The 23,683-nt window shown below is 75.6% G+C and carries 17 protein-coding genes; 15 read left to right on the top strand and 2 right to left on the bottom strand.

All coding sequences use genetic code 11. From position 1 onward, the window contains the following. Positions 1 to 3: 3 nt before the first annotated feature. Entirely contained in the window at positions 4 to 231 is a 228-nt protein-coding gene (locus AB0469_RS34905; RefSeq protein ID WP_366455533.1) for a hypothetical protein, read from the bottom strand. A 229-nt stretch (positions 232 to 460) separates the two neighbouring features. On the opposite strand from AB0469_RS34905, the gene AB0469_RS34900 reads away from it, so the two are divergent. Next, positions 461 to 3,463: a beta-N-acetylglucosaminidase domain-containing protein gene (locus AB0469_RS34900; protein WP_366455532.1), complete on the top strand. Its 3,003-nt coding sequence runs from the start codon at positions 461 to 463 to the stop codon at positions 3,461 to 3,463. Positions 3,464 to 3,516: 53 nt separating this feature from the next. On the opposite strand, the gene AB0469_RS34895 is transcribed toward AB0469_RS34900, so the two are convergent. Continuing rightward, the gene (locus AB0469_RS34895; RefSeq protein ID WP_042810104.1) at positions 3,517 to 4,065 is read right to left on the bottom strand and encodes an HNH endonuclease; all 549 of its coding nucleotides are present in this window, start codon (positions 4,063 to 4,065) and stop codon (positions 3,517 to 3,519) included. 248 nt (positions 4,066 to 4,313) lie between these two features. On the opposite strand from AB0469_RS34895, the gene AB0469_RS34890 reads away from it, so the two are divergent. The 14 genes from AB0469_RS34890 (at position 4,314) to AB0469_RS34825 (ending at position 23,568) form a co-directional block, all read left to right on the top strand. Further along, on the top strand, positions 4,314 to 5,390 hold the full coding sequence (locus tag AB0469_RS34890; protein ID WP_366455531.1) for a mechanosensitive ion channel family protein: 1,077 nt from the start codon (positions 4,314 to 4,316) through the stop codon (positions 5,388 to 5,390). A 123-nt stretch (positions 5,391 to 5,513) separates the two neighbouring features. Continuing rightward, positions 5,514 to 6,716 (top strand): ROK family transcriptional regulator, encoded by a 1,203-nt coding sequence (locus AB0469_RS34885; protein ID WP_366455530.1) that lies wholly within the window; start codon positions 5,514 to 5,516, stop codon positions 6,714 to 6,716. A gap of 89 nt (positions 6,717 to 6,805) precedes the next feature. Beyond that, the gene (locus AB0469_RS34880) at positions 6,806 to 8,149 is read left to right on the top strand and encodes an ABC transporter substrate-binding protein (protein ID WP_366455529.1); all 1,344 of its coding nucleotides are present in this window, start codon (positions 6,806 to 6,808) and stop codon (positions 8,147 to 8,149) included. Between the two features lie 3 nt (positions 8,150 to 8,152). Next, entirely contained in the window at positions 8,153 to 9,094 is a 942-nt protein-coding gene (locus AB0469_RS34875; protein WP_366455527.1) for a sugar ABC transporter permease, read from the top strand. Beyond that, entirely contained in the window at positions 9,091 to 9,933 is an 843-nt protein-coding gene (locus AB0469_RS34870; RefSeq protein WP_366455526.1) for a carbohydrate ABC transporter permease, read from the top strand. Before AB0469_RS34875 ends, AB0469_RS34870 begins: the two co-directional genes overlap by 4 nt. A gap of 5 nt (positions 9,934 to 9,938) precedes the next feature. Then, entirely contained in the window at positions 9,939 to 11,204 is a 1,266-nt protein-coding gene (locus AB0469_RS34865) for a 6-phospho-beta-glucosidase (protein WP_366455525.1), read from the top strand. After that, positions 11,195 to 12,184 (top strand): BadF/BadG/BcrA/BcrD ATPase family protein, encoded by a 990-nt coding sequence (locus tag AB0469_RS34860; protein WP_366455524.1) that lies wholly within the window; start codon positions 11,195 to 11,197, stop codon positions 12,182 to 12,184. The genes AB0469_RS34865 and AB0469_RS34860 overlap by 10 nt, the downstream gene beginning before the upstream one ends. 200 nt (positions 12,185 to 12,384) lie before the next feature. After that, positions 12,385 to 13,770 carry a hypothetical protein gene (locus tag AB0469_RS34855; RefSeq protein WP_366455523.1) on the top strand — a complete coding sequence of 462 codons (1,386 nt, stop codon included), beginning with the start codon at positions 12,385 to 12,387 and terminating at the stop codon, positions 13,768 to 13,770. A gap of 5 nt (positions 13,771 to 13,775) precedes the next feature. Next, positions 13,776 to 14,801 (top strand): glutamate ABC transporter substrate-binding protein, encoded by a 1,026-nt coding sequence (locus AB0469_RS34850; protein WP_366455522.1) that lies wholly within the window; start codon positions 13,776 to 13,778, stop codon positions 14,799 to 14,801. 68 nt (positions 14,802 to 14,869) lie between these two features. Continuing rightward, the gene (locus tag AB0469_RS34845) at positions 14,870 to 16,132 is read left to right on the top strand and encodes a hypothetical protein (RefSeq protein WP_366455565.1); all 1,263 of its coding nucleotides are present in this window, start codon (positions 14,870 to 14,872) and stop codon (positions 16,130 to 16,132) included. Beyond that, entirely contained in the window at positions 16,129 to 19,167 is a 3,039-nt protein-coding gene (locus AB0469_RS34840; RefSeq protein WP_366455521.1) for a tetratricopeptide repeat protein, read from the top strand. Before AB0469_RS34845 ends, AB0469_RS34840 begins: the two co-directional genes overlap by 4 nt. Before the next feature lie 3 nt (positions 19,168 to 19,170). Then, complete coding sequence (locus tag AB0469_RS34835; protein ID WP_366455520.1) at positions 19,171 to 21,123, top strand: protein phosphatase 2C domain-containing protein; 1,953 nt, start codon at positions 19,171 to 19,173, stop codon at positions 21,121 to 21,123. 74 nt (positions 21,124 to 21,197) lie between these two features. Continuing rightward, the gene (locus AB0469_RS34830) at positions 21,198 to 22,523 is read left to right on the top strand and encodes a VWA domain-containing protein (RefSeq protein WP_366455518.1); all 1,326 of its coding nucleotides are present in this window, start codon (positions 21,198 to 21,200) and stop codon (positions 22,521 to 22,523) included. 46 nt (positions 22,524 to 22,569) lie between these two features. Further along, positions 22,570 to 23,568: an FHA domain-containing protein gene (locus AB0469_RS34825; protein ID WP_366455517.1), complete on the top strand. Its 999-nt coding sequence runs from the start codon at positions 22,570 to 22,572 to the stop codon at positions 23,566 to 23,568. Positions 23,569 to 23,683 lie beyond the last annotated feature (115 nt).

Below are 23,683 nucleotides of genomic sequence, written 5' to 3'. Positions count from 1 at the left end.
GGGCTAGTAGATCGCCTCGCTCGTGAGCGGGGCCTCGTGCACGAGCGGGGTCTCACTGGTCAGCGGGGCGTACGCCGCTCCGGGCAGCGGGGTCTCACTGGTCAGCGGCGCGTCCGCGCACCCGGACAACGGGGATGTGCCCGCCGGGGGCACGTCCCCGGGGCCCGACTGCACGGGCAGATGGGCGAGCGGGGCGCGGCTGCGGGCGGCGGGCGCGGTGCGGGTGGTCATGGGGGGCTCCCTCGTGCGTGCTTCGGACCGGTGCTCCGGACCCGGCCGGTCCGGCGGACGCGCCCATGCAACACCCGCGCCGGACACCGCAGCCATACCCAGTCCGGGGCACCGCATTCCTGGCCGATCTTGGTCAGATCACCCCACCCGGATTGACACTTGAGCCGCACGGGTGGTGGGCTCGGGCTCATTCGTACGGGCGGGGGACGACTCGGGACGGGGAGGCTCCGTGCAGCTCAGGGGCAGGAAGCGGAGCACCGCCGCGGCGGTCGCCGTCATAGGTTCGCTGCTGGGCGGGGCGGTGGGCTCGGTCCCGGAGGGCATGCTGGCCGCGACGCCCAAGTCCCCGGCCGTGCCGCGTCCCGACAGCGGGTCCGCCGCCGTCGCCTCCGGCGGTTCGGGACCGCTGCTCGACCCGGCGTACGACGTTCCGCGAGCCCCCTCCGAGGGTCCGGCGGTGTGGCCGCGGCCGCAGTCGGCGTCGGCCGATCCGGCCCGCGAGGTGCCGGTGGCCGCGGAGGCCGTGCTGGTGGTGCCGGAGGACGTGGACCCGTACGCCGCGGACGTGGTGCGCACCGCCCTGCGCGCGGCCGGCGTCCGGACCCTGCACGACCGGCCGCCGGGGGCGGTGCTGCCCGAGGGGGCGCTCGTCGTCAGGCTCCAGGGGCCGGACGCGGAGGTGGCGCTGCGGGCGCTCGGCGCGGCCCCGGCCGGGGACCTGCCCGAGGGCGGCTACCGGCTGGCGGTGGGCCGGACCGGCGGCCGGGACACGGTCGCACTGGCCGGGGTGGGCGCGGACGGGCTGTTCCACGGCGCGCAGACACTGCGTCAGCTGCTGGCGGCCGGGGGCGGGAAGGTGCCCGGGATGCTGGTGCGGGACTGGCCCGTCGCGCCGGTGCGCGGGGTCACCGAGGGGTTCTACGGGCAGCCCTGGACCCAGGAGCAGCGGCTCGCCCAGCTGGACTTCCTGGGCCGCACCAAGCAGAACCGGCTGCTGCTGGCGCCCGGTGACGACCCGTACCGGACGACGGCCTGGCGCGAGGAGTACCCGGCGGCGGCCCGCGAGGAGTTCCGGGAGCTGGCCGAGCGGGCCCGCGCCAACCACGTGACGCTGGGCTGGGCGGTGTCGCCGGGGCAGTCCATGTGCCTGGCGTCGGCGGAGAACCGGGCGGCGCTGCTGCGCAAGGTGGACTCCATGTGGGACCTGGGCTTCCGGGCGTTCCAGCTGCAGTTCCAGGACGTCAGCTACGCCGAGTGGGGCTGCCGGGCCGACCGGGTGCGGTACGGGACGGGGCCCGCGGCGGCGGCGAAGGCGCACGCGGAGGTCGCGGGCGAGCTGGCGGCCCACCTGGCCGAGCGGCACCCCGGGGCGGTCCCGCTGTCGCTGCTGCCGACCGAGTACTTCCAGGAGGGCGCCACCGCCTACCGGACGGCCCTGGCCGGGGCGCTGGACGCACGGGTGGAGGTGGCGTGGACGGGCGTGGGGGTGGTGCCGCGCACCATCACCGGAAAGGAGCTGGCCGGGGCACGGTCGGCGCTCGGGCACCCGCTGGTCACGATGGACAACTACCCGGTCAACGACTGGGACCCGGACCGCATCTTCCTCGGCCCGTACGCCGGGCGCGATCCGGCGGTGGCGAGCGGTTCGGCGGGGGTGCTGGCCAACGCGATGCCGCAGGGCACCCTGTCGCGGATCCCGCTGTTCACGGCGGCGGACTACGCCTGGAACCCGAGCGGGTACCGGCCCGGGGAGTCCTGGGCGGCGGCGGTGCGCGACCTGTCGGGCCCCGACCAGCGGACCCGGGCCGCGCTGGCCGCGCTGGCGGGGAACACGGCGTCCTCGGGGCTGAAGCTGGAGGAGTCGGCGTACCTGAAGCCTCTGATGGAGGAGTTCTGGCGGGCCCGCGCGGCCGGCGACAAGGCCGCGGGGGAAAGGCTCCGTGCGGCGTTCACCGTGCTGCGCGAGGCCCCGGCGCGGCTGCCCTCCCTGGCCGGGGAGGCGGGGCCGTGGCTGGAGCGTCTCTCGCGGTACGGGGCGGCGGGCGAGCTGGCGGTGGACCTGCTGCGGGCCGAGGCCCGGGGTGACGGGGCGGCCGCCTGGCAGGCCTCGCGGGACCTGGCGGCGGCCCGTGGGGCGCTGGCCGAGCAGGACGGGGTCCGGGTGGACTCCTCGGTGCTGGACCCGTTCCTGGCGAAGGCCGCGGCGGAGTCGGACGCCTGGACCGGTGCGTCCCGGCCGGCGGGGGCGGTGCGGCGGGAGCCCGGCTCCTGGACGGTGCCGCTGGAGGAGCCGCGTCCGCTGGCGGCGGTGACGGTGATGACCGACCCGCTGGCGCCGGGCTCGCGGGGCGCGGCGGTGGAGGTGCACGTGCCGGGCGAGGGCTGGCGCCGGATCGGGGAGGCCGCGGGATCCGGGTGGACCCAGGCCGACGCGGGCGGGGTCCGGGCGGACGCGGTGCGGCTGTCGTGGGCGGGCGAGGACCCGGTGGTCCACCAGGTGGTCCCGTGGTTCGCGGACGACCCGCAGGCGGGGTTCGAACTGGCCGACGGGGGCCGGGTGGACGTGGAGATCGGCGGGGCCGCGCGGACGGTTTCGGCGCAGCTGTCGTCGGTCCGCCCGGGCGAGGTCCGGGGCGCCCTGACCCTCTCGGGCCCGCCGCCGGCGGGCATCGAGGTCCGCCTCCCGGGCCAGGTCACGCTCCCGCGCGGCGGCCGGCTCTCCCTCCCGGTCGAGGTCCGCCTCCCGGCCTCCACCCCGGCCGGCACCTACGCGATCCCCGTCGCCTTCGACGGGCAGGTGCGCACGCTCACGGTCCGGGCGGTCCCGCGCACCGGCGGCCCGGACCTGCTCCGCACGGCCCGGGTCACCTCCTCGGGCGACGAGTCGGCGCGGTTCCCGGCGTCGGCGGCGGTGGACGGCGACGAGGGGACCCGCTGGTCCTCGAAGCCGGTGGACGGGGCGTGGTGGCAGGCGGAGCTGGCCGCCCCGGCCCGGGTGGGGCTGCTGACCCTGCACTGGCAGGACGCGTACCCGTCGGCGTACCGCGTGCAGACCTCGTCGGACGGGGTCACCTGGCGGGCGGCCGCCTCCGTCTCCTCCCGGGGCGGTACGGACACGGTGCGCCTGGACCCGTCCGCGGACACCCGCTACCTCCGCATCACCTGCGACCGGCGCGCGACCCCGTACGGCTGCAGCCTCTGGTCCGCGACGGCCTTCGCGGTGGCTCTGTAGCCCTGCGCAGGTCCGTCGCCGCGCGGGGCTGGTCCCCGCGCGGCGGCGGTCCGTCAGGAGGCGGCGGCCGTCGCCCCCACTCCGATGCGCTCCAGCGCGTCGTCCGCCCCGTACGGCTGGAGGTAGGGCATCCAGCGCGGATCCCTGTGCCCGGTCCCGATGATCCGCCAGGCCAGCCCCGACGGCGGGGCCGGCTGGTGCCGCAGCCGCCAGCCGAGTTCCAGCAGGTGGCGGTCCGCTTTGACGTGGTTGCAGCGGCGGCACGCGGCGACCACGTTGTCCCAGACGTGCTGCCCCCCGCGGCTGCGCGGGATGACGTGGTCCACGCTCGTCGCGACGGCCCCGCAGTACATGCAGCGGCCGCCGTCGCGGGCGAACAGCGCGCGGCGGGTGAGTGGAACGGGCCCCCTGTAGGGGACCCGCACGAAGCGCTTGAGCCGGACCACGCTGGGAGCGGGGACGGCTTGGGTCGCGCTGTGCAGGAAGGCGCCCGATTCCTCGAGGGAGATGGCCTTGTTCTCCAGGACGAGGACGAGCGCGCGGCGGAGCGGTACGACGCCGAGGGGCTCGTACGACGCGTTGAGGACCAGGACGTGCGGCACGGACTGCCTCCTTGTACGCCGGCGGCGCGTGGCTCGCGCCGGGACGATCTGTTCTCCAGTCTCCCCTTACGGCTGGTCGAAACGCCACCACGCGCCGGTAACGGGCCCGAGGTGTTTTCAACCACACTCCCTTCATCCCCAGGTGAGGACGGTCTCTCCCTCGAACACGGCAACGAGGTCGGGCCCGTGCCCGGTTAGTGTGGAAGGCCTGCCCGTACACCCCGTTCCGTTTCCGCGGGCAGGACGCCATGCCTGGAGGTTCCCCCGTGCCCTCGCCCGCCACCCTGCTCCCGTTGGCAGCGACCACCGACGACGCCGCCGAGAGCGTGACCAACGCCGCGAGCTTCATCGAGGAGAACTGGGCCACCTGGCTGAGCATCGGCCTGCGGATCCTGCTGATCATCGTGATCGCGGCCGCGCTCCGCTCGGCCGTCCGCAAGGCCCTGACCAAACTGATAAGCCGGATGAACACGAGCGCGGAGGCCGTCGAGGGCACCGCGCTCGGCGGGCTGCTGGTCAATGCCGAGCGGCGGCGCCAGCGTTCCGAGGCGATCGGCTCGGTGCTGCGCTCGGTGGCCTCGTTCCTGATCCTGGGCACGGCGGCGCTGATGGTGCTGGCCGCCCTGAAGATCGATCTGGCCCCCCTCCTGGCGAGTGCCGGTGTGGCCGGTGTGGCGATCGGTTTCGGTGCCCGCAACCTGGTGACGGACTTCCTGTCCGGCGTGTTCATGATCATGGAGGACCAGTACGGCGTCGGTGACAAGATCGACGCGGGTGTGGCCTCCGGCGAGGTGATCGAGGTCGGCCTGCGCGTGACCAAGCTGCGCGGCGACAACGGCGAGATCTGGTACGTCCGCAACGGCGAGATCAAGCGGATCGGCAACCTCAGCCAGGGCTGGGCGACCGCCGGCGTGGCCGTGCAGGTCAAGCCGACCGAGAACCTCCCCCGGCTCCGCGCGACCCTCCAGGAGGTGGCGGACACCTTCGCCAAGGACTCCCCGTGGGACGAGCGCCTGTGGGGCCCGGTGGAGGTGCTGGGCCTGGACGAGGTGCTGCTGGCCTCCATGACCGTGAAGGTGTCGGCGAAGACGATGCCGGGCCAGCAGTTCGCCGTGGAGCGCGAGCTGCGCTGGCGGATCAAGGAGGCCTTCGACGCCGCCGGCATCCGGATCATCGGCGGTCTGCAGGCGGCCGACGAGGAGGAGGCCCCGGCCGACCCGTCGGCCTCGGTCGCCCCGCCGTCGGCGCTGGCCAACCCGGCCTCGCCGCAGTCCCTGGCCACGACCCCGATCCCGGCGCCGGCCACGCCCCGGCTCCCCAAGTAGCCCGCACCCCCACCGCGCCACCACCGCCCCGCCGGGCTTCCGGCGGGGCGGTTTCATTGACACCGCTCAGCAAGCGATAGGAAACTTACCTAACAGTTCGCTTCGGTGAGGGAGAGCCTCGTCATGCCCGCCGCCACGCCCGGAACGCCCAGCCTGCTGCGCGCCATGAACGACCGCGCCGCCCTGGAGCTGCTGCTGACGCACGGCCCCCTGTCGCGGACCCGCATCGGACAGCTCACCGGCCTCTCCAAGCCCACCGCCTCCCAGCTGCTGGCCCGGCTGGAGGCCGCCGGGCTGGTCGTGGCCACCGGAACGGACGGCGGCCGGCCCGGCCCGAACGCCCAGCTGTACGCGCTCGACGCCCGCGCCGCCCACGTCGGCGGCCTCGACGTGACCCCCGACCGGGTGCTCGCCGCCGTCGCCGACCTCACCGGCACCGTCGTCGGCCGTTTCGAACTGCCCTACGCGGAGGGCGCCGACGCCGTCGGCCAGGTCACCGGCGCCCTCGCCGGAGCCCTCGCGGACGCCGGACTCCAGCGGGACGCCCTGCACCGCGTGGTCATCGCCACCCCCGGCGCCTTCGACCCCCGCTCGGGCCGGCTGCGCTACGCCAGCCACCTCCCCGGCTGGCACTCCCCCACCCTCCTCGACGAGCTGGCGGCCGCCCTGCCCGTCCCCGTCGAGTACGAGAACGACGTCAACCTCGCCGCCGTCGCCGAGCAGCGCCTCGGCGCGGCCCGCGGCCACGGGGACTTCGTCCTGCTGTGGAACGAGGAGGGCCTCGGCGCCGCCCTGGTGCTCGGCGGCCGGCTGCACCGGGGATGGACCGGCGGCGCCGGCGAGGTCGGCTTCCTGCCCGTCCCCGGACACCCCCTGGTCCGGCAGGTCACCCGGGCCAACACCGGCGGCTACCAGGAGCTGGCCGGCGTCCAGGCGCTGCCCGCGCTCGCCGCGCGGGCCGGGGTCGACACCGCGGGCCTCCCGCGCGGCGCCGAGGTGCCCGCCGCCGTCGCGCTGCTGCGGCGGGCCGCCGCCGAGCCCGAGGGGGCGCACCTGGACTTCCTCCGGTCGTACGCCACCGCGCTCGCGACCGGCCTGGCCTCGCTGGTCTCCGTGCTCGACCCGGAGATCGTGGTCCTGGCCGGCGAGGCGATCGCCGCGGGCGGCGACCCGCTGCGCGCACTGCTGGAGGCCGAACTCGCCGAGCTGGCGCCCTCCCGGCCCCGGCTGGTCTCCGGCGAGGTCCTCGAACGGCCCGTCCTGCGCGGCGCCCTGGAGAGCGCCCTGGCCGCCACCCGCGAGGAAGTGTTCGACACCTCCCGCTAGCACCGCCCCCGTCCCGCCCCCGTCCCCGTCCCCGTCCCCGACCGGCATTCCCCCCTCGGAAGTTCCTCCCCCAGAGAGCGAGCCCCGCCATGCCCACAGCCGGACGAACGACCCCCGCGGCCACCGCACTGGCCGCCGTGTCCGCCCTGGTCCTCCTCGCCACGGCCTGCACCGGCCAGGGCGCCGCCACGGCCTCCGACGACCCGAAGGCGGACACCACCCTCACCTTCTGGCACGGCTGGTCCGCGCCCGGTGAGGTCAGGGCGATCGAGGAGAACATCGCCCGCTTCGAGAAGGCCCACCCGAACATCAAGGTCAAGGTCACCGGCAACATGACCGACGACAAGATCAACCAGGCGCTGCGGGCGGGCGGCGACAAGGCCCCCGACGTGGTCTCCTCCTTCAGCACCGACAGCGTCGGGAAGTTCTGCAACTCGGGCGCCTTCGCCGACCTGAACCCCTTCCTGCGCACGTCCGGGGTCGACAAGACGAAGGTCTTCCCCGCGCCCCTGCTGGAGTACACGCAGTTCAAGGGGAACCAGTGCACGCTCCCCCTGCTGAGCGACGCCTACGGGCTCGTCTACAACAAGACCGCCTTCGCCGCCGCCGGCATCACCGAACCGCCGCGGACCTGGAGCCAGTTCACCGAGGACGCCCGGAAGCTGACCAAACCCGCCGGGGACTCGTACGAACAGCTCGGCGTGATGCCCGTCTTCCACGGCTACGAGACCACTCCCATGCGCCTGGCCGCCCAGTGGAGCCCCTCCTACTTCACCCCCGACGGCCGCTCCGACCTGGCCGGGGACCCCGCCTTCGCGAAGATGCTCACCGCGCAGAAGGAGCTGGTCGACCAGCTGGGCGGGTACGAGAGGCTGGAGCGGTTCCGGGCCGGCTTCGGCGACGAGTGGAGCGCCGAACACCCCTTCCACAAGGGGCTGGTCGCCATGCAGATCGACGGGGAGTGGCGGCCCTCGATGGCCGAGGAGGCCGGGGTCGGCTTCGAGGTCGGCACCGCGCCCCTGCCCGTACCGGACGACCAGGCCGCCGACTACGGCAAGGGCTACCTCTCCGGCACCGTCATGGGGATATCCGCGGCGAGCCGCAGGCAGAACGCCGCCTGGGAACTGGTGCGGTACATGACCACCGACACCGAAGCGGTGGTCTCCTTCGCCAACGCCATCCACAACGTGCCCTCGACGCTGGCCGCCCTCGCCTCCCCGCAGCTGGAGGTGACCCCCGGCTTCAGGACCTTCCTCGACATCGCCCGCCACCCGAAGTCCAGCACCACCCCGGCCCGCGCCGACGGCGGCACCTACCAGCTGACCTTCCAGAACTTCGCGTACCGCACCGAGAAGGGCGACGTGCCCGACCTCCGGGCCGGCCTCGCCGCCACCGCCCGGCAGATCGACACCGACATCGCCAAGGCCGAGTAGCCCATGGCCCCGACCGCCCTCGCGGCCAGGCGCCGCCGGTCCGCCCTGCGGACGCTCGCGTTCCTCTCGCCCTGGCTGATCGGCTCCGCCGTCTTCTTCGCCTACCCGCTGCTGTCCACCGCCTACTTCTCCTTCACCCGCTACGACGGCTTCCGGCCGCCCGCCTTCAGCGGCACGGCCAACTGGAGCTACGTCTTCACCGACTACCCGCTGTTCTGGCCGGCCCTGCGCAACACGCTGTGGCTGGTGGCCGTCATGGTGACCTGCCGGGTCGTCTTCGGCCTCGGCGTCGGCCTGCTCGTCACGAAGGTCAAGACCGGGGCCGGGATCTTCCGCACCCTGTTCTACCTGCCCTACCTGGCCCCGCCCGTGGCCGCGACCCTCGCCTTCGTCTTCCTCCTCAACCCCGGCACCGGCCCCGTCAACACCCTCCTCGACGGCGTGGGACTGCCCGGGCCCGGCTGGTTCACCGACCCCGGATGGTCCAAACCCGCGCTGACCGCGCTCGCGCTGTGGGGGGTCGGCGACCTGATGGTGATCTTCATGGCCGCGCTGCTCGACGTACCGAAGGAGCAGTACGAGGCCGCCGCGCTGGACGGGGCCGGCGCCTGGGCGCGCCTGCGCCACATCACCCTGCCGAACATCTCCCCGATCATCCTGTTCGCCGTGGTCACCGGGGTCATCCAGGCCATGCAGTACTACACCCAGCCGTTCGTCGCCGGGAAGGCCGCCGCCGGCGTCATCGGCGGCTCCGGGCAGCAGTTCGAGCCGGGGTACCCCGACGGGTCCACGCTGACCCTGCCCCAGCTGGTCTACAACCTCGGCTTCCAGCGGTTCGACTACGGGGCCGCCAGCGTGCTCGCGCTGGTCCTGTTCGCCCTGTCCATGGCCTTCACCGCGCTGCTGATGCGCCGCCGCGGCGGACTGACGGGAGCCGGCGGATGACCGTACGCAGCGGACGCCGGGCCGTACTGCACTGGATCGCCGTCCACGCGCTGGCCGTGGCCGCCGCCCTGTTCTTCGTCCTCCCGTTCGCCTTCCTCCTGCTCACCTCCCTGATGGGCGACCAGCAGGCCCTCACCCGGGACCTGTGGCCGCGCACCTGGGAATGGGGCAACTACGCGAAGGTCTGGCACACCCCCGGATTCCTCACCTGGTGGCGCAACACCCTGCTCTACGCGGGCCTGGGCACCCTGCTCACCGTGGTCTCCTCGGTACCCGTCGCCTACGCCCTCGCCAAGTTCCGCTTCCGGGGCCGGCGGCTCGTCCTGCTGCTCGTGATCGCCGCGATGATGCTGCCGCCGCAGGTGGTCGTCATCCCCATGTACCTCTTCTGGGCGAGACAGCTCGACCTGTCGGGCACCCTGTGGCCGCTGATCGTCCCGATGGCCTTCGGCGACGCCTTCTCCGTCTTCCTGCTGCGCCAGTTCCTGCTGACCATCCCCGACGAGTACCTCGACGCGGCCCGCGTCGACGGCTGCGGCGAGCTGCGCACCCTGCAGCGGGTGGTCCTGCCCATGGCGAAGCCCGGGATCGCGGCCGTCGCCCTGTTCCAGTTCTTCGCCGCCTGGAACGACTACTTCGGCCCCCAGATCTACGCCTCCGACAACCCCGCCGCCTGGACCCTCAGCTACGGGCTGGAGTCGTTCAAGGGCGCGCACCACACCGACTGGAACCTCACCATGGCGGCGACGGTGCTCGTCATGGCACCGGTGATCCTCCTCTTCTTCCTCGCCCAGAAGGCGTTCGTCGAGGGCGTCACCCTGACCGGAGTGAAAGGCTGAGCCCGATGAAACTCGCAGTGGTGGGCGGCGGTTCCACCTACACCCCCGAACTGGTCGACGGGTTCGCGCGGCTGCGCGACACCCTGCCCGTCACCGAACTCGTCCTGATCGACCCCGCCGCCGAGCGGCTGGAGCTCGTCGGCGGGCTGGCCCGGCGGATCCTCGCCCGGCAGGGGCACCCCGGCCGGATCACCACCACCTCCGACCTGGACGCGGGCGTCGCCGACGCGGACGCGGTGCTGCTCCAGCTGCGGGTCGGCGGGCAGGCGGCCCGGCTCCAGGACGAGACCTGGCCGCTGGAGTGCGGCTGCGTCGGCCAGGAGACCACCGGCGCGGGCGGGCTGGCGAAGGCCCTGCGCACCGTCCCCGTGGTGCTGGACATCGCAGAACGGGTGCGGCGGGCCGCCCCCCGGGCCTGGATCATCGACTTCACCAACCCCGTCGGGATCGTCACCCGGGCCCTGCTCCAGGCCGGGCACCGGGCGGTCGGGCTGTGCAACGTCGCCATCGGCCTCCAGCGGAAGTTCGCCGCGCTGCTGGGCGCCGCGCCCGCCGAGGTCCACCTCGACCACGTCGGGCTCAACCACCTGACCTGGGAGTTCGGCGTACGCCTCGGCGGGCCCGGGGGCACGGACGTGCTGCCGCGGCTGCTGGCGGAGCACGGGGGGGCCATCGCCGCCGACCTGCGGCTGCCGCGCGCGGTGCTGGACCGGCTCGGCGTGGTCCCCTCGTACTACCTGCGCTACTTCTACGCCCACGACGAGGTGGTGCGCGAGCTCGGCGCGAAGCCCTCGCGGGCGGCCGAGGTCGCCGCGATGGAGCGCGAACTCCTCGCCCTGTACGCGGACCCCGCGCTCGACGAGAAGCCCGCGCTGCTGGCCAAGCGGGGCGGGGCCTTCTACTCGGAGGCGGCCGTGGACCTCGCGGCGGCCCTGCTGGGCGGCGGCGGCCCGTCCGTGCAGGTCGTCAACGCCCGCAACGGCGGCACCCTGCCCTTCCTCCCGGACGACGCGGTCGTCGAGGTCCAGGCGGCCGTCGACGGCTCCGGCCCGGTACCGCTGGCCGTACCCCGCCCCGACCCGCTGTACGCGGGACTCCTCGCGCACGTGACGGCGTACGAGGACCTCGCGCTGGACGCCGCGCTGCGCGGCGGGCGCGAGCGGGTCGCCCGGGCGCTCCTCGCGCATCCGCTGGTCGGGCAGTTCGACCTGGCCGAGGCGCTGACGGACCGGCTGCTCGCGCACAACGGGGAGCACCTGCCATGGGCGTGAACCGCCCCTCCCCCGCCGCGGTCCTCGCGCTGGACGCGGGGAACAGCAAGACGGACGCGGTCCTGGTCGGCGCCGACGGCACGGTCCTCGGCACCGGCCGCTCGGGGGGCTTCCAGCCGCCCCGGGTGGGGGTGGAGGCGGCCGTGGACGTCCTCGGCGAGGCCGTGGCGGCGGCCGCCGCGGCCGCCGGCCTGGCCGCGCCGCCCTTCGCCGCACGGGTCTCGGCCTGTCTGGCCAACGCCGACCTGCCGGTGGAGGAGCGGCAGCTGGCCGGGGCGATCGCCGCGCGGGGCTGGGGCGCGGCCACGGAGGTGCGCAACGACACCTTCGCGGTCCTGCGGGCCGGGGTGGACCGGCCGCGCGGGGTCGCCGTGGTGTGCGGGGCGGGCATCAACTGCGTGGGGATGCTGCCCGACGGGCGCACCGCCCGCTTCCCCGCCCTCGGGCGCCTCTCCGGGGACTGGGGCGGCGGGGGCGGCCTGGCGGAGGAGGCCGTGTGGTGGGCGGCGCGGGCCGAGGACGGGCGCGGCGGGCCCACCGCGCTGGCGCGGGCCCTGCCGGGGCACTTCGGGCTGGCGGCGATGGCCGGGCTGATCGAGGCGCTGCACCTGGGCGGGATCCCCCGGGGGCGGCTGCACGAGCTGGTGCCGGTGCTGTTCGCGGTGGCCGCGGCGGGCGACGCGGTGGCCTCGGCGATCGTGGAGCGGCAGGCCGAGGAGGTGGTGGCGCTGGTGTCGGTGGCGCTGGAGCGGCTCGGGCTGCTGGAGGAGGAGGTGCCGGTGCTGCTGGGCGGCAGCGTGCTCGCGGCCCGGCATCCGCAGCTCAACGGCCGGATCGGGGAGCTCCTGTCCGGCCGGGCCCCGCGCGCCCGGGTCTCGGTGGTCACGGCCCCGCCGGTGCTGGGCGCGGCGCTGCTCGGCCTGGACGCCCTGGGTGCGGCGGCGGGGGCGCACGGCAGGCTCCGTACCCAATTCGGCTGAACCCGCGCCGGGGAGGGGTCCGGGCGGAACCGCGGGGGCGGGCGGGGCGTATTCACGGGGAAGGGGCGGTGGGGATGCCGGGGGGAGGGTGACCGGGGCGGTCCGGGGAGGGGATCGCCCAAGATCGAGCACCGGGTGCTGTGGTCCGGCGCCACTACGGCCATACTGCTGCGGAGCAGAGGGACCGAGGGGGAGGCAGGGTGGCCATCACGACACGCCCGTCCGCGCCCGGGGGCGATGCCTCCGGGGCACCCGCCGGGCCGGCCGGTCGGGGTACCGCCTGGGCCGAGGGCGTGGAGCGGCTGCGGGCGGCGGCGACGACCGAGCCGGGCCGGCTGCGGATCATCGGCGCGGTCATGGCGGCGCTGGTACTGCTGTTCGGCGCGGTGGCGGTCTGGGAGGTCTCCGACCGGGTCACCGCCGCGCAGGACGTGGTCGGCCGCAGCCAGCCGCTGAGCGCGGACGCGGCGAGCATCTACCGCTCCCTGGCCGATGCCGACACGGCCTCCTCCAGCGGGTTCCTCGCGGGCGCGCAGGAGCCCCGCGAGGTCCGCCAGCGCTACGAGAAGGACATGGCGAACGCCTCCCGGCTGCTGGTGAGCGCCGCGGCGAACACCGGGGCGGGCGGGGAGTCCCGCAAGGAGATAGCCCTGCTGGGCGAGCAGCTGCCCCGGTACACGGGCCTGATCGAGCAGGCCCGTGCGAACAACCGGCAGGGCCTGCCGCTGGGCGGCGCGTACCTGCGCTACGCCAACGAGCAGATGAGCACGGTGCTGCTGCCGGCCGCCCAGCGGCTGTACGAGGCGGAGACCGGGCGGCTGTACACGGACTACGACGAGGCCCGGGGCTGGCCGCTGGCCGCGACGGGCGCCGGGCTGCTGGCGCTCGCCGCGCTGGTGTGGGCGCAGCGGCGGGACCACCTGCTCACCAACCGGGTCTTCAACCACGGTCTGCTGGCGGCGACGGCGGCGGCGGCCGTGGTGCTGCTGTGGCTGACGGTGGGGCAGGCGGTGGCCCGGTCGGGGCTGGGCGAGGCCCGGGCGGGCGGGCAGGAGTCGCTGAAGGTGCTGAACGACGCCCGGATCGCCTCCCTCCAGGCGCGGGCGAACGAGAACCTGACGCTGATCGCGCGGGGTGCCGTACTGGCCGCGGACAAGAAGTCCGACAAGTACGACGTGGACTACGAGAAGAACATGAAGCAGCTCGACGCGGGGCTGGCGCGGGCGCTGGAACTGGCCGACGACGCGAGCGGCCGGGACCCGGTGTCGAAGGCGCTCGCGGGTGCGGCGCAGTGGAGGCAGCGGCACGCGGCGGCCCGGGAGGCGGACATGCGGGGCGACTACGAGCTCGCCCTGACCCAGGTGATCGGGGGCAAGGGGCGCAAGGACAGCAGCGGTGCCTCGTTCGACACGGTGGACGCCTCCCTGGAGCAGGCCGTGGCCCATGAGCAGAAGCAGTTCACCCTGGCCGCCCGGGGCGGGCTCGGCGCGCTGGGCGGGCTGGTGACGGGCTCGGCGGCGCTGGCGGTGGTCGGCGCGGGCGCGGCCCTCCTCGGCATCGGTCGCAGGCTTTCGGAGTACAGGTGAGTGCGGTGCGGATACGGCGGACACGGGTGGAGCGGGCCGGCCGGCTGCGGCGTGCGGCGGGGCGGCTGCGCGGCTGGGGCGGGGTGAGCGCGATGGCCGCCGCCTGCGCGATGACGGCCGCCGCCGTGCTGCTGCCGCTGGCGCAGTCGTCGCCGGGCACCGTGCACCACCCGGGCGTGGTGCACGAGCCCGCCTCCATGGCGGCGGCCCCCTTCGTGCCCGCCGACACCTGCCCGGACCCGGAGGCCAGCCTGCGTCCGTCCGCGCTGGACGGGCCGACGATCGAGCGGATCCGCAAGGCGGGCAAGCTGGTCGCGGGCGTGGACCAGAACAGCTTCAAGTGGGGCTACCGCAATCCGGACGGGCACCTCGACGGCTTCGACATCGACCTGGTCAAGGCCATAGCCAAGGACATCCTGGGCAACGAGGAGGCGGTCATCTACCGGGCCATCCCGACCAGCCAGCGCATCCCGGCGCTCCAGGAGGGCCGCGTCGACGTCGTCGTACGGACGATGACGATCAACTGCAAGCGGCTGGAGGACGTGGCCTTCTCCACGGCCTACTTCGAGGCGGGCCAGCAGGTCCTGGCGCCCAAGGGCTCCCCGATCACCGGGTACGACGCCTCGCTGAAGGGCCGGCGGATCTGCACGGCCGCCGGCTCCACCGCGGAGGCGGCCCTCAAGTCCCAGGGGTACGGTGCGGTGCCGGTCTCGGTGCCGAACCAGCTGGACTGCCTGGTGCGGCTCCAGCTGGGCGAGGTCGACGGGATCATCACCGACAACGCGCTGGCCGCCGGCCAGGCGGCTCAGGACCCGTCGGTGCAGCTGGTCGGCGCGCCGTTCACCCGCGAGTTCTACGGTGTGGCGATGAACAAGGACGCCTCGGACCTGGTGCGCCGGGTCAACAAGGTGCTGGAGAACTACCGCGCGGGCGGTGACCGGAGTCCGTGGGCGACGTCCTACCGCAAGCACTTCGAGGACGTGCTGCCGAAGGCCGCGGTGCCGCCCGCGCCCAAGTACCGGGAGGGCTGAGGCCGGTGGTGGGGGTACCGCCCGCTCACGGGGCAGGATCGGAGCCGTACGTGAGCCAGACGGGGCTGATGGACCGGGACGACGTCGACCGCGCGCTGACGCGGCTGGGCGCCGAGCACGAGGCCGTCGAGACCTCGCTGCTCGCGCTCCAGGACCACGCCGGGCGCCGGCTGCTGGAGGGCGCGGCGCTCGGCGGGGTCACCAAGGAGCGCTGGGCCGCCGCCGACGCGGCCGTCACCCGGCTGTGGACGTACTTCGACGCCTACAGCGGGGCGCTGGCGGCCGCGCGGGAGATCCGTGAGCGGCGGCGCTGGCCGAGCCGCGAGGACCTGGCCGAGCTGACGGAGCGGCTGCGCGGGCCGGGTGTGACGATCGCCGGGGCCGGGGCGGAGGGCGCCGCGCTGGCGGAGCGCTTCTCGCTCGCCGAGCTGGTGGCCCGGATGAACGAGCTGTACGCCGCCTCGCTGGACGTGGTGGTCGCCGCCGACGCCGTGTGGTCGGCGCTGCCCGCGCGGATCGACCTGCTCGCCGCCGAACTGCACCGGACGCGCTCGCTGGCGCACTCGGTGGGGGTCCGGCCGGGCGAGCACCCCTCGGGGGACGACCTGGAGGAGATCACCGCCGAGCTGGCGCAGCTGCGGGAGGCGGTGATCGCGGACCCGCTGGCCTTCTGGGTGCCGGCGGCGGGGAGTTCCGCCCCGGGCGGCGGCCGTCCCGACACCGCCCGCTACGACCGGGCGGCCCGTGCCCTGGACGACGTACGCCGTGAGGTCGAGGCGGTCCTGACCGTACGGCAGGACGCGGAGGCCCGGCTGATCGCGCTGCGGGACGTGCTCTCGCGGGCCGACCGGACCCTGGCGGAGGCGCGCACGGCGCGGGGCGAGGTGCTGGCGAAGATCGCGGCGTCGGAGGTCCCGGCGGTCAGCGGCCCGCCGACGGCCCTCCAGGAGCATCTGGCGGCGGCGGCCGAGTACCGGCGGCAGTCCCAGTGGCACCGGCTGTCGCCGCTGCTGGACGCCCTGGAGGACCGGGCCGACGAGGAACTGCGGCGGGCCCGCGAATCGTTGACCGCGGTGACGGCGCCCCTGGCGGTGCGGGCCGAGCTGCGCGGGCGGCTCGACGCCTACCGGGCGAAGGTGGCCCGGCACGGCCTGGCGGAGGATCCGCTGCTGATCGAGCGCTACGACACGGCCCGGCGGATGCTGTGGAGCGCGCCGTGCGACCTGCGGGCGGCGGAGGGGGCGGTGCTGCGCTACCAGCAGGCGGCGGCCGAGGCACTGGCCCCGCCGGAGGACCGACGGCCCGACGGGCCCGGGGAGGAGGAGGCATGAGCCTGATCGGAACGCCCTGCCTGCGCTCCGGCTGCCCGGGCGCGTACGAGGACATGGGCGGCGGCGAGGTGTACTGCGACACCTGCGGGCTGGCCCCGGCGGGTGCGGTCGCGGCGGGCGCGGAGGAGCTGTTGTCCCCGCCGACGGGGATGACGAGCGCCGCCCGGCACGGGGACTCCCGGGGGTCGGCGGGCTCGCGCGGCTCGGGCCGGTCCTCGGCGTCGGCGCGCTCGGCGTCCTCCCGGTCGTCGTCCTCGCGCCGCTCGGTGTCCGGGCGGCTGTCGCGCTCCCTGCCGGGCTCGGGGTCCAGCAGGTCGGTCTCGGTGCGCAGTTCGGGCTCGGCGCCCGGCTCGTCGGGGCGCAGCCGGCTGGGCGCGGGCCTGGTCAGCGTGCCGGAGGTGCCGCGGCCGGATCCTTCGTCGGCGGTGCTGGAGAACCCGGAGGTCCCGGAGCGCAAGCGGTTCTGCTCGCGCTCGGACTGCGGGGCTCCGGTCGGCCGTGCACGGGGGGACCGGCCGGGGCGGACCGAGGGGTTCTGCACCAAGTGCGGGCACCCGTACTCGTTCGTCCCCAAGCTGCGTGCCGGGGACGTGGTGCACGGCCAGTACGAGGTGGCGGGCTGCCTCGCGCACGGCGGGCTGGGCTGGGTCTACCTGGCGGTGGACCGGGCGGTCTCGCACCGGTGGGTGGTGCTCAAGGGCCTCCTGGACACCGGGGACCAGGACGCGATGGAGGCGGCGATCTCCGAGCGGCGCTTCCTCGCGGAGATCGAGCACTCCAACATCGTGCGCATCTACAACTTCGTGGAGCACCTCGACCAGCGGACGGGTTCGCTGGACGGGTACATCGTCATGGAGTACGTCGGCGGCAAGTCGCTGAAGGAGATCGCGAACGAGCGGCGCCGGCCGGACGGGCGGCGCGATCCGCTGCCGGTGGAGCAGGCGTGCGCGTACGGCATCGAGGCCCTGGAGGCCCTCGGCCACCTGCACAGCCGCAACCTGCTCTACTGCGACTTCAAGGTGGACAACGCGATCCAGCAGCAGGACCAGCTGAAGCTGATCGACATGGGCGCGGTGCGGCGGATGGACGACGAGGAGTCGGCCATCTACGGCACGGTGGGCTACCAGGCGCCGGAGGTCGCGGAGCTGGGGCCGTCGGTGGCCTCGGACCTGTACACGGTGGCGCGGACGCTGGCGGTGCTGACGTTCGACTTCCAGGGCTATACGAACGTGTTCGTGGACTCCCTGCCGAATCCGGAGCACATCGAGGTGTTCCAGCGGTACGAGTCCTTCTACCGGCTGCTGGTGCGGGCCACCGACCCCGATCCGGGACGGCGGTTCGCGTCCGCGCAGGAGATGGCGGACCAGCTGACGGGCGTGCTGCGGGAGGTGGTCGCGCTCCAGACGGGCCGGCCGCGGCCGCAGCTGTCGACCCTGTTCGGCCCGGAGCTGCGCGTCCCGGACACCCAGCTGTACGAGGACGCCCCGGACGCGGAGGCCGCGAACCCGGGGCCCGCAGCCGCCGGGGCCGCACCGCCCGGCTCCGCGGCCGGTACGGCCGGGGCGGCCGGGGCGGAGCGCCCCGCCTCCGGCGTCCCGGGCCCCGCGGGCCCCGGGACCGGAGCGGCCGGGTCCGGGACGCCGGAGGCGGCGGGCTTCGGGCCCGGCGCACCGGCATCCGGAGCGGGTGGTCCGGCAGGGACCGGGGCTCCCGGCTCCCGGGCTTCCGGGACGGGTGCGGTGGGCATGGCCGGGGCGGCGCCCGTGGCGTTCGGGCTCGCCGGACCGGGCCCCGTGCCGGGCGGCGGCGTGCCGGTATCCGGCGGGGCCGTGCCGGGCGGCGACGTGCCGACGACCGGAGGCGGCATGCCGGCGACCGGAGGCCCCGTGTCGGGCGGCGGCGCGCCGGTATCCGGCGGGGCCGGGGGCGGCGTGCCGGCGACCGGCGGGGCCGTGGCCGGGGGCGGGGTCTCCGTGCTCGGGACCACCGCCACGCACGTGGGGGGCGCCGGCGTGCCCGGACCCCGGCAGGCGCCGGCGGCACCCGCGGCCGCGGCCGTCTCCGCTCCCTTCACGGCGGCTGCGGGACCGGCACCGGTGGCGGCGGGCGGGCTGGCTCCGCTCGACGCCGCCGACACCGCCCTGGCCCTGCCCGTACCGCTGGTGGACCCGGCCGACCCGAACGCCGGGTTCCTGGCGGGCCTGCTGGCCTCCGCCCCCGCCGACCTGCTCGGCGCCCTCGGCTCGGCCCCCGCCGACTCCGCCGAACTGCGGCTGCGGGAGCTGCGCGCCCGGCTGGAGCTGGGCGAACTGGTCCCGGCCGCACGGGCCCTGGCCGAGCTGGAGGCCAAGTACCCCGACGACTGGCGGGTGGTGTGGGCGCGCGGCATCGCCTCGCTGGCCACCGGGGACGACGAGATAGCGGCCCTGTCCTTCGACGCCGTCTACGACGCCTTCCCGGGGGAGCCCGCGCCGAAGCTGGCGCTCGCGCTGTGCGCGGAGATCCTGGGCCAGCTGGACAACGCGGCCGAGTACTACCGGCTCGTCTGGATCACCGATCCGGGTTTCGTGAGCGCGGCGTTCGGGCTGGCCCGGGTCCAACTGGCCTGCGGGGACCGGGCGGCGGCGGTCCGTACGCTGGAGTCCGTGCCGGAGTCCTCGATCCACTACACGGCCGCACGGGTGGCGGCCGTACGGGCACGCCTGCGCGACCGGTCCCCGCAGGAGGAGCTGCTGGCCGACCTCGGAGCGGCTTCCGACCAGGTCGAGGCGTTGCGGCGGTTCGGGCTGGACCCGGAGCGGCAGGAGCGGCTGGCGACGGAGGTTCTGGGCGCGGCCCTGGACTGGGTACTGTCGGGCAGCCGGGGTGCCGACCCCGGCCGGAGCTCGTTGCTCGGCAGTCAACTGGACGAGCGGGGGCTGCGCTTCGGCCTGGAGCGCTCCTACCGCGTCCTCGCCCGGCTGGCACAGCGGGGCGAGGAGAGGATCGAACTGGTGGAGCGGGCCAACCGTTTCCGTCCCCGGACGTGGGTGTGAGTGATGTCGATGCATCGGCCGTCGGGCTGCCCCAGCTGTGCGGAGCCCCTGGAGGAGGGTGACCGTTTCTGCGGGGTGTGCGGTTACGCCCTCTCCGCCCCGCCCCCGCCCCCGGACCATGCGCCGACCCTGCCCGACCGGGCGCCGGGCGAGGGCTTCGCGGCCGGCCGGGCGGCGGGCGGGGCACCGGGGGCCGCCGTCGGGACGGCAGGCGTCCATGCCGCCGGGCGCGCGTCCGGCGGCCTGCCCGGCCGCTCCGGCGGCCCGGTGGGCGGGAAACCGACGGGCCCCTTCGGTCCCGGTCCCGGGGGCGGTCCCGATCCCACCCCGGGCTTCGGCAGCCCGGCCGGGTCCGCGTACGCGGCCCACGTCCCCGCTCCGGCTCCGGCTCCGGCTCCGGCTCCGGCTCCGGCGAACGGTGTGCCGGGCCCCGGCGCGGCGGCCGCCGGGAACGCCGGCGCCCGCCCCGGCACCCCGGCCCACGGCGGCCACGGCGCACCGGCGGTCGGATACTCCGGCGCCGCCGCACAGCAGGGCGGACCGGGCTCCGGCGCGGCCGTCGGGGTCCCCGCGCCCGGCTGGGAGGGCACGCCCGTGACCCCGGGATCCGCCGTCCCCCCGGCCTCCGCGTCCGCCGACGCCTCCTGGGGCGCCCCGGCAACCGGGTTCCGGGCCCCGGCCGGCGCCCGCGGCCCGGCCGGCGGCACCGCACCCGGGGCGCCGTACGGCGCCGCCCCGCAGGAGGGCCCGTACGACGGCGTCCAGGGCGACCGGCGCGCGACCCCGTACGGCGGCACCCCCCGCCCGGAGGCCCATCCGGACGCCCACGACACCCCGCAACCGGACCCCGGCGGCGCCACCGCGCAGGGAGACCCGCACGAGGACCCGTACGAGGACCCGTACGGCGGCGCCCCGCAGGAGACCCCGCACGAAGGCCCCCGCACCGGCACCCCGCAGGGGAGCGGCGGCGGCCGGACCTGCGTGGCCTGCCGCTCGGGCTACGTGGACACCGACGGGTACTGCGAGCACTGCGGCCACGCCCAGCCTCGCGAGCGGGACCACCTGGAGGAGGAGCTCTGCAGCGTCGCCGCCGTCAGCGACCGGGGCCTGCGCCACCACCGCAACGAGGACTCCTTCGCGGTGGCGGCCACGGCCCTGCCCGACGGATCGGCCGCCACCGTCGCCATCGTCTGCGACGGCGTCTCCTCCGCCAGCCGCCCCGACGACGCGTCGGCGGCCGCCGCCGGCGCCGCCAGCGAGGCGCTGCTCGACGCGCTGCCCCGGGGCGCGCACCCGACGGAGGCCATGCGCGAGGCGATCCTCACGGCGGGCGCCGCCGTGAGCGCCCTCGCCCCGCAGCCGCCCGGCGCGCAGAACGCGCCGGCCTGCACCCTGGTCGGCGCCGTCGTCTGCGGCGGCCTGCTGACCATCGGCTGGGTGGGCGACAGCCGCGCCTACTGGATCCCCGACGACCGCACCACCCTCCCCCGCCGGCTGACCGAGGACGACTCCTGGGCCGCCCAGATGGTCGCGGCGGGCCTGATGGGCGAGGCCGAGGCCTACGCCGACGTCCGGGCCCACGCCATCACCGGCTGGCTCGGCGCCGACGCGTACGAGCTCGACCCTCACACCGCCAGCTTCAGACCCGACCACCCCGGTGTGGTCGTCGTCTGCACCGACGGCCTGTGGAACTACGCCGAGTCCGCGGCCGACATGGCCCGGATCCTTCCGCCGGACGCCGCCGAACGCCCCCTGCACTGCGCACAGGTGCTGGTCGGACACGCCCTCGACGGGGGCGGGCACGACAACGTCACCGTCGCCGTCGTGCCGTTCGCGCCCCCCGCGGCGGAACAGGAGGCGGAGCACGAAGCGGAACCCGAACGCAGACCGGAACCGGAAGCCGCTGGGGAAGCGGGGCCGGGGGCCGGGGCCGAGCGGCCGCGGCCGCCGGCCTGAGCCCGCGCCACCCACCGAGCCGCGCCACGGGCGCCCGGTCCGTCCGCCCCGACAGCCCCCGAGGAGTCACCCCGATGGCGAACTTCGCCAAGCCGCGCGCCCCGCGCTTCAGCGTGGAGGTGTACCAGAACGAGTTCCTCCCCGAGGGCGGGCGGGACGTCCACGCCATCGTGACGGTCACCTCCACCGGCGGCGCCACCGCCACCTCCGCGCGGACGCCCGGCCAGGACGCGGCCGTCGTGATCATGGTCGACTGCTCCGGCTCGATGGAGTACCCGCCGGACAAGATGCGCGGGGCCCGCGAGGCCACCGCCGCCGCGATCGACACCCTGCGCGACGGCACGGCCTTCGCCGTGATCGCCGGGACCCACGAGGCCCGCGAGGTCTACCCCGGCCAGGGCCTCCTCGCCACCGCCGGCCCGGCCACCCGCGCCGGGGCCAAGGAGGCCCTGCGCGGCCTGAGCGCCGGCGGCGGCACCGCCATCGGCACCTGGCTGAGGCTGGCCGACGGCCTGCTGCGCCGGTCCCGGGCCGCCATCCGGCACGGCATCCTGCTCACCGACGGCCGCAACGAGCACGAGGACCCGGTCGCGCTGCGCGCCGTCCTCGACGCCTGCGCGGGCCGCTTCACCTGCGACGCGCGCGGGGTGGGCACCGACTGGGAGGTCAAGGAGGTGACGGGGATCGCGAGCGCCCTGCTCGGCTCCGCCGACATCGTCGCCGACCCGGCCCACCTCGCCGAGGACTTCACGCTCATGATGGAGAAGGTCATGGGCAAGGAGGTCGCGGACGTCGCGCTGCGCGTGTGGACCCCGGTCGGGGCGGAGATCCGGTACGTCAAGCAGGTCTCGCCGTCCGTCCAGGACCTCACGGGCCGCCGTACCGAGGCGGGCCCCCGCGCCGGGGACTACCCGACGGGCTCCTGGGGCGACGAGTCCCGCGACTACCACGTGTGCGTACGGGTGCCGGGCGCCTCGGTGGGCCAGGAGATGCTGGCCGCCCGCGCCTCGCTCGTCCTGCCGGGCCCGGACGGCGGGCCGCGGCCCCCGCTCGCCCAGGGGCTGGTCCGGGCGGTGTGGACGAACGACCTCGCCGCGTCGACCGCGATCAGTCCGCAGGTGGCGCACTACACGGGACAGGCGGAGCTCGCGCAGGCTATCCAACAGGGCCTGGAAGCCCGCAAAATGGGCGATGTCGACGGCGCCACGGCCAAACTCGGGCGTGCCGTGCAGTTGGCGAGCGTCTCCGGGAACGCCGACACCGCCAGGCTGCTGGCCAAGGTGGTGGATGTGGTGGACGCGGCGGCGGGTACTGTGCGCCTGAAAGCCAAGGTCGCCGATGCCGACGAGATGACCCTTGAAACGCGTTCGACACAGACCGTCCGAGTGAAGAAGACCTGAGAAGAAGCCTGCCGCGATGCCGCAGGGAGAAGGGGGAAGCGCCGCGATGCCGACCTGCCCGAACGGGCACCAGTCCGCCTCCGACGACTGGTGCGAGGTCTGCGGCCACCGTATGGCCGCCCCGACGAGCCCCCCTCCGGCGCCCTCCTACGGCTACGGCTTCCCTCCCACCACCGGTGAGCCGACCGCCCAGGCGGAGCTGTGCCCGCAGTGCCGGACCCCGCGCGAGGCCATGGCCCCGTTCTGCGAGGAGTGCCGGTACAACTTCCTGACGCGGGCGGCGACCCCGTACACCCCGCCGCCCGTCCCGGACGCGGGCCCGGCCGGCCCGGGTGCGCAGCCCCTCGCGGGCCCGGCCGGCGGCGGAACCCCGCCGCCCCCGCCGCCGCTCCCCCCGCAGCCGGTGTACTCCCAGGACCACTTCGAGTACCAGGGCTCCCGGCCCTCCCGGGTCAACCGCCCGGCCGAGCCGCTCCAGGCCGAGGACGACTGGCTGCTGCCGCCGCCCGCCGCCCCGGAGCCGCCCGCCCCGCCGGTGGCGGCACCGGCTCCGCCGCCCGTCCTGCCCGAGTACGCCCCGTCGGAGGCCGCAGCCCGGCCCGACCACCCGCCGCACGCCGTTCCCGAGCAGCAGGGCACCGCCTCCTGGACGGCGACGATCGGCCCCGACCGCTCGTACTTCATGGCGATGATGCGGCGCAGCGGCCCCGAGGCGGCCGGGCTCAACCTGCCCGCCTACTCCCCGGAGCTGCACCTTCCGCTCTCCGGCGGCCAGATCACCATCGGCCGGCGCCGCGCCTCGACGGGCGAGTCCCCGGACATCGACCTCTCGGTGCCGCCGGAGGACCCGGGCGTCTCGCACAGCCACGCGGTGCTCGTGCAGCAGCCGGACCTCAGCTGGGCCGTGGTGGACCAGAACTCGACCAACGGCACCACCGTCAACATGGGCGAGGAGCCGATCCAGCCCTACGTCCCGGTCCCCCTCGCCGACGGCGACCGGGTCCACCTGGGCGCCTGGACCACCATCACCATCCGGCGCGGCTGATCCGGCCTGGTCCGAGGAACACGGCCTAGCTGTATTGCCCGGTGAGGTTGGGGACGCGGCTGGCGGGTGGTTTGCCTGCGAGCGCGGTGTGTCCGCGGTGGTGATTGTAGGTGTG

Origin of the sequence: Streptomyces sp. NPDC093801, assembly GCF_040701585.1 — a bacterium.
Classification (GTDB): domain Bacteria; phylum Actinomycetota; class Actinomycetes; order Streptomycetales; family Streptomycetaceae; genus Streptomyces.
Note: the sequence above shows the minus strand (reverse complement) of the source record. Positions and strands in the feature narration are given on the sequence as shown.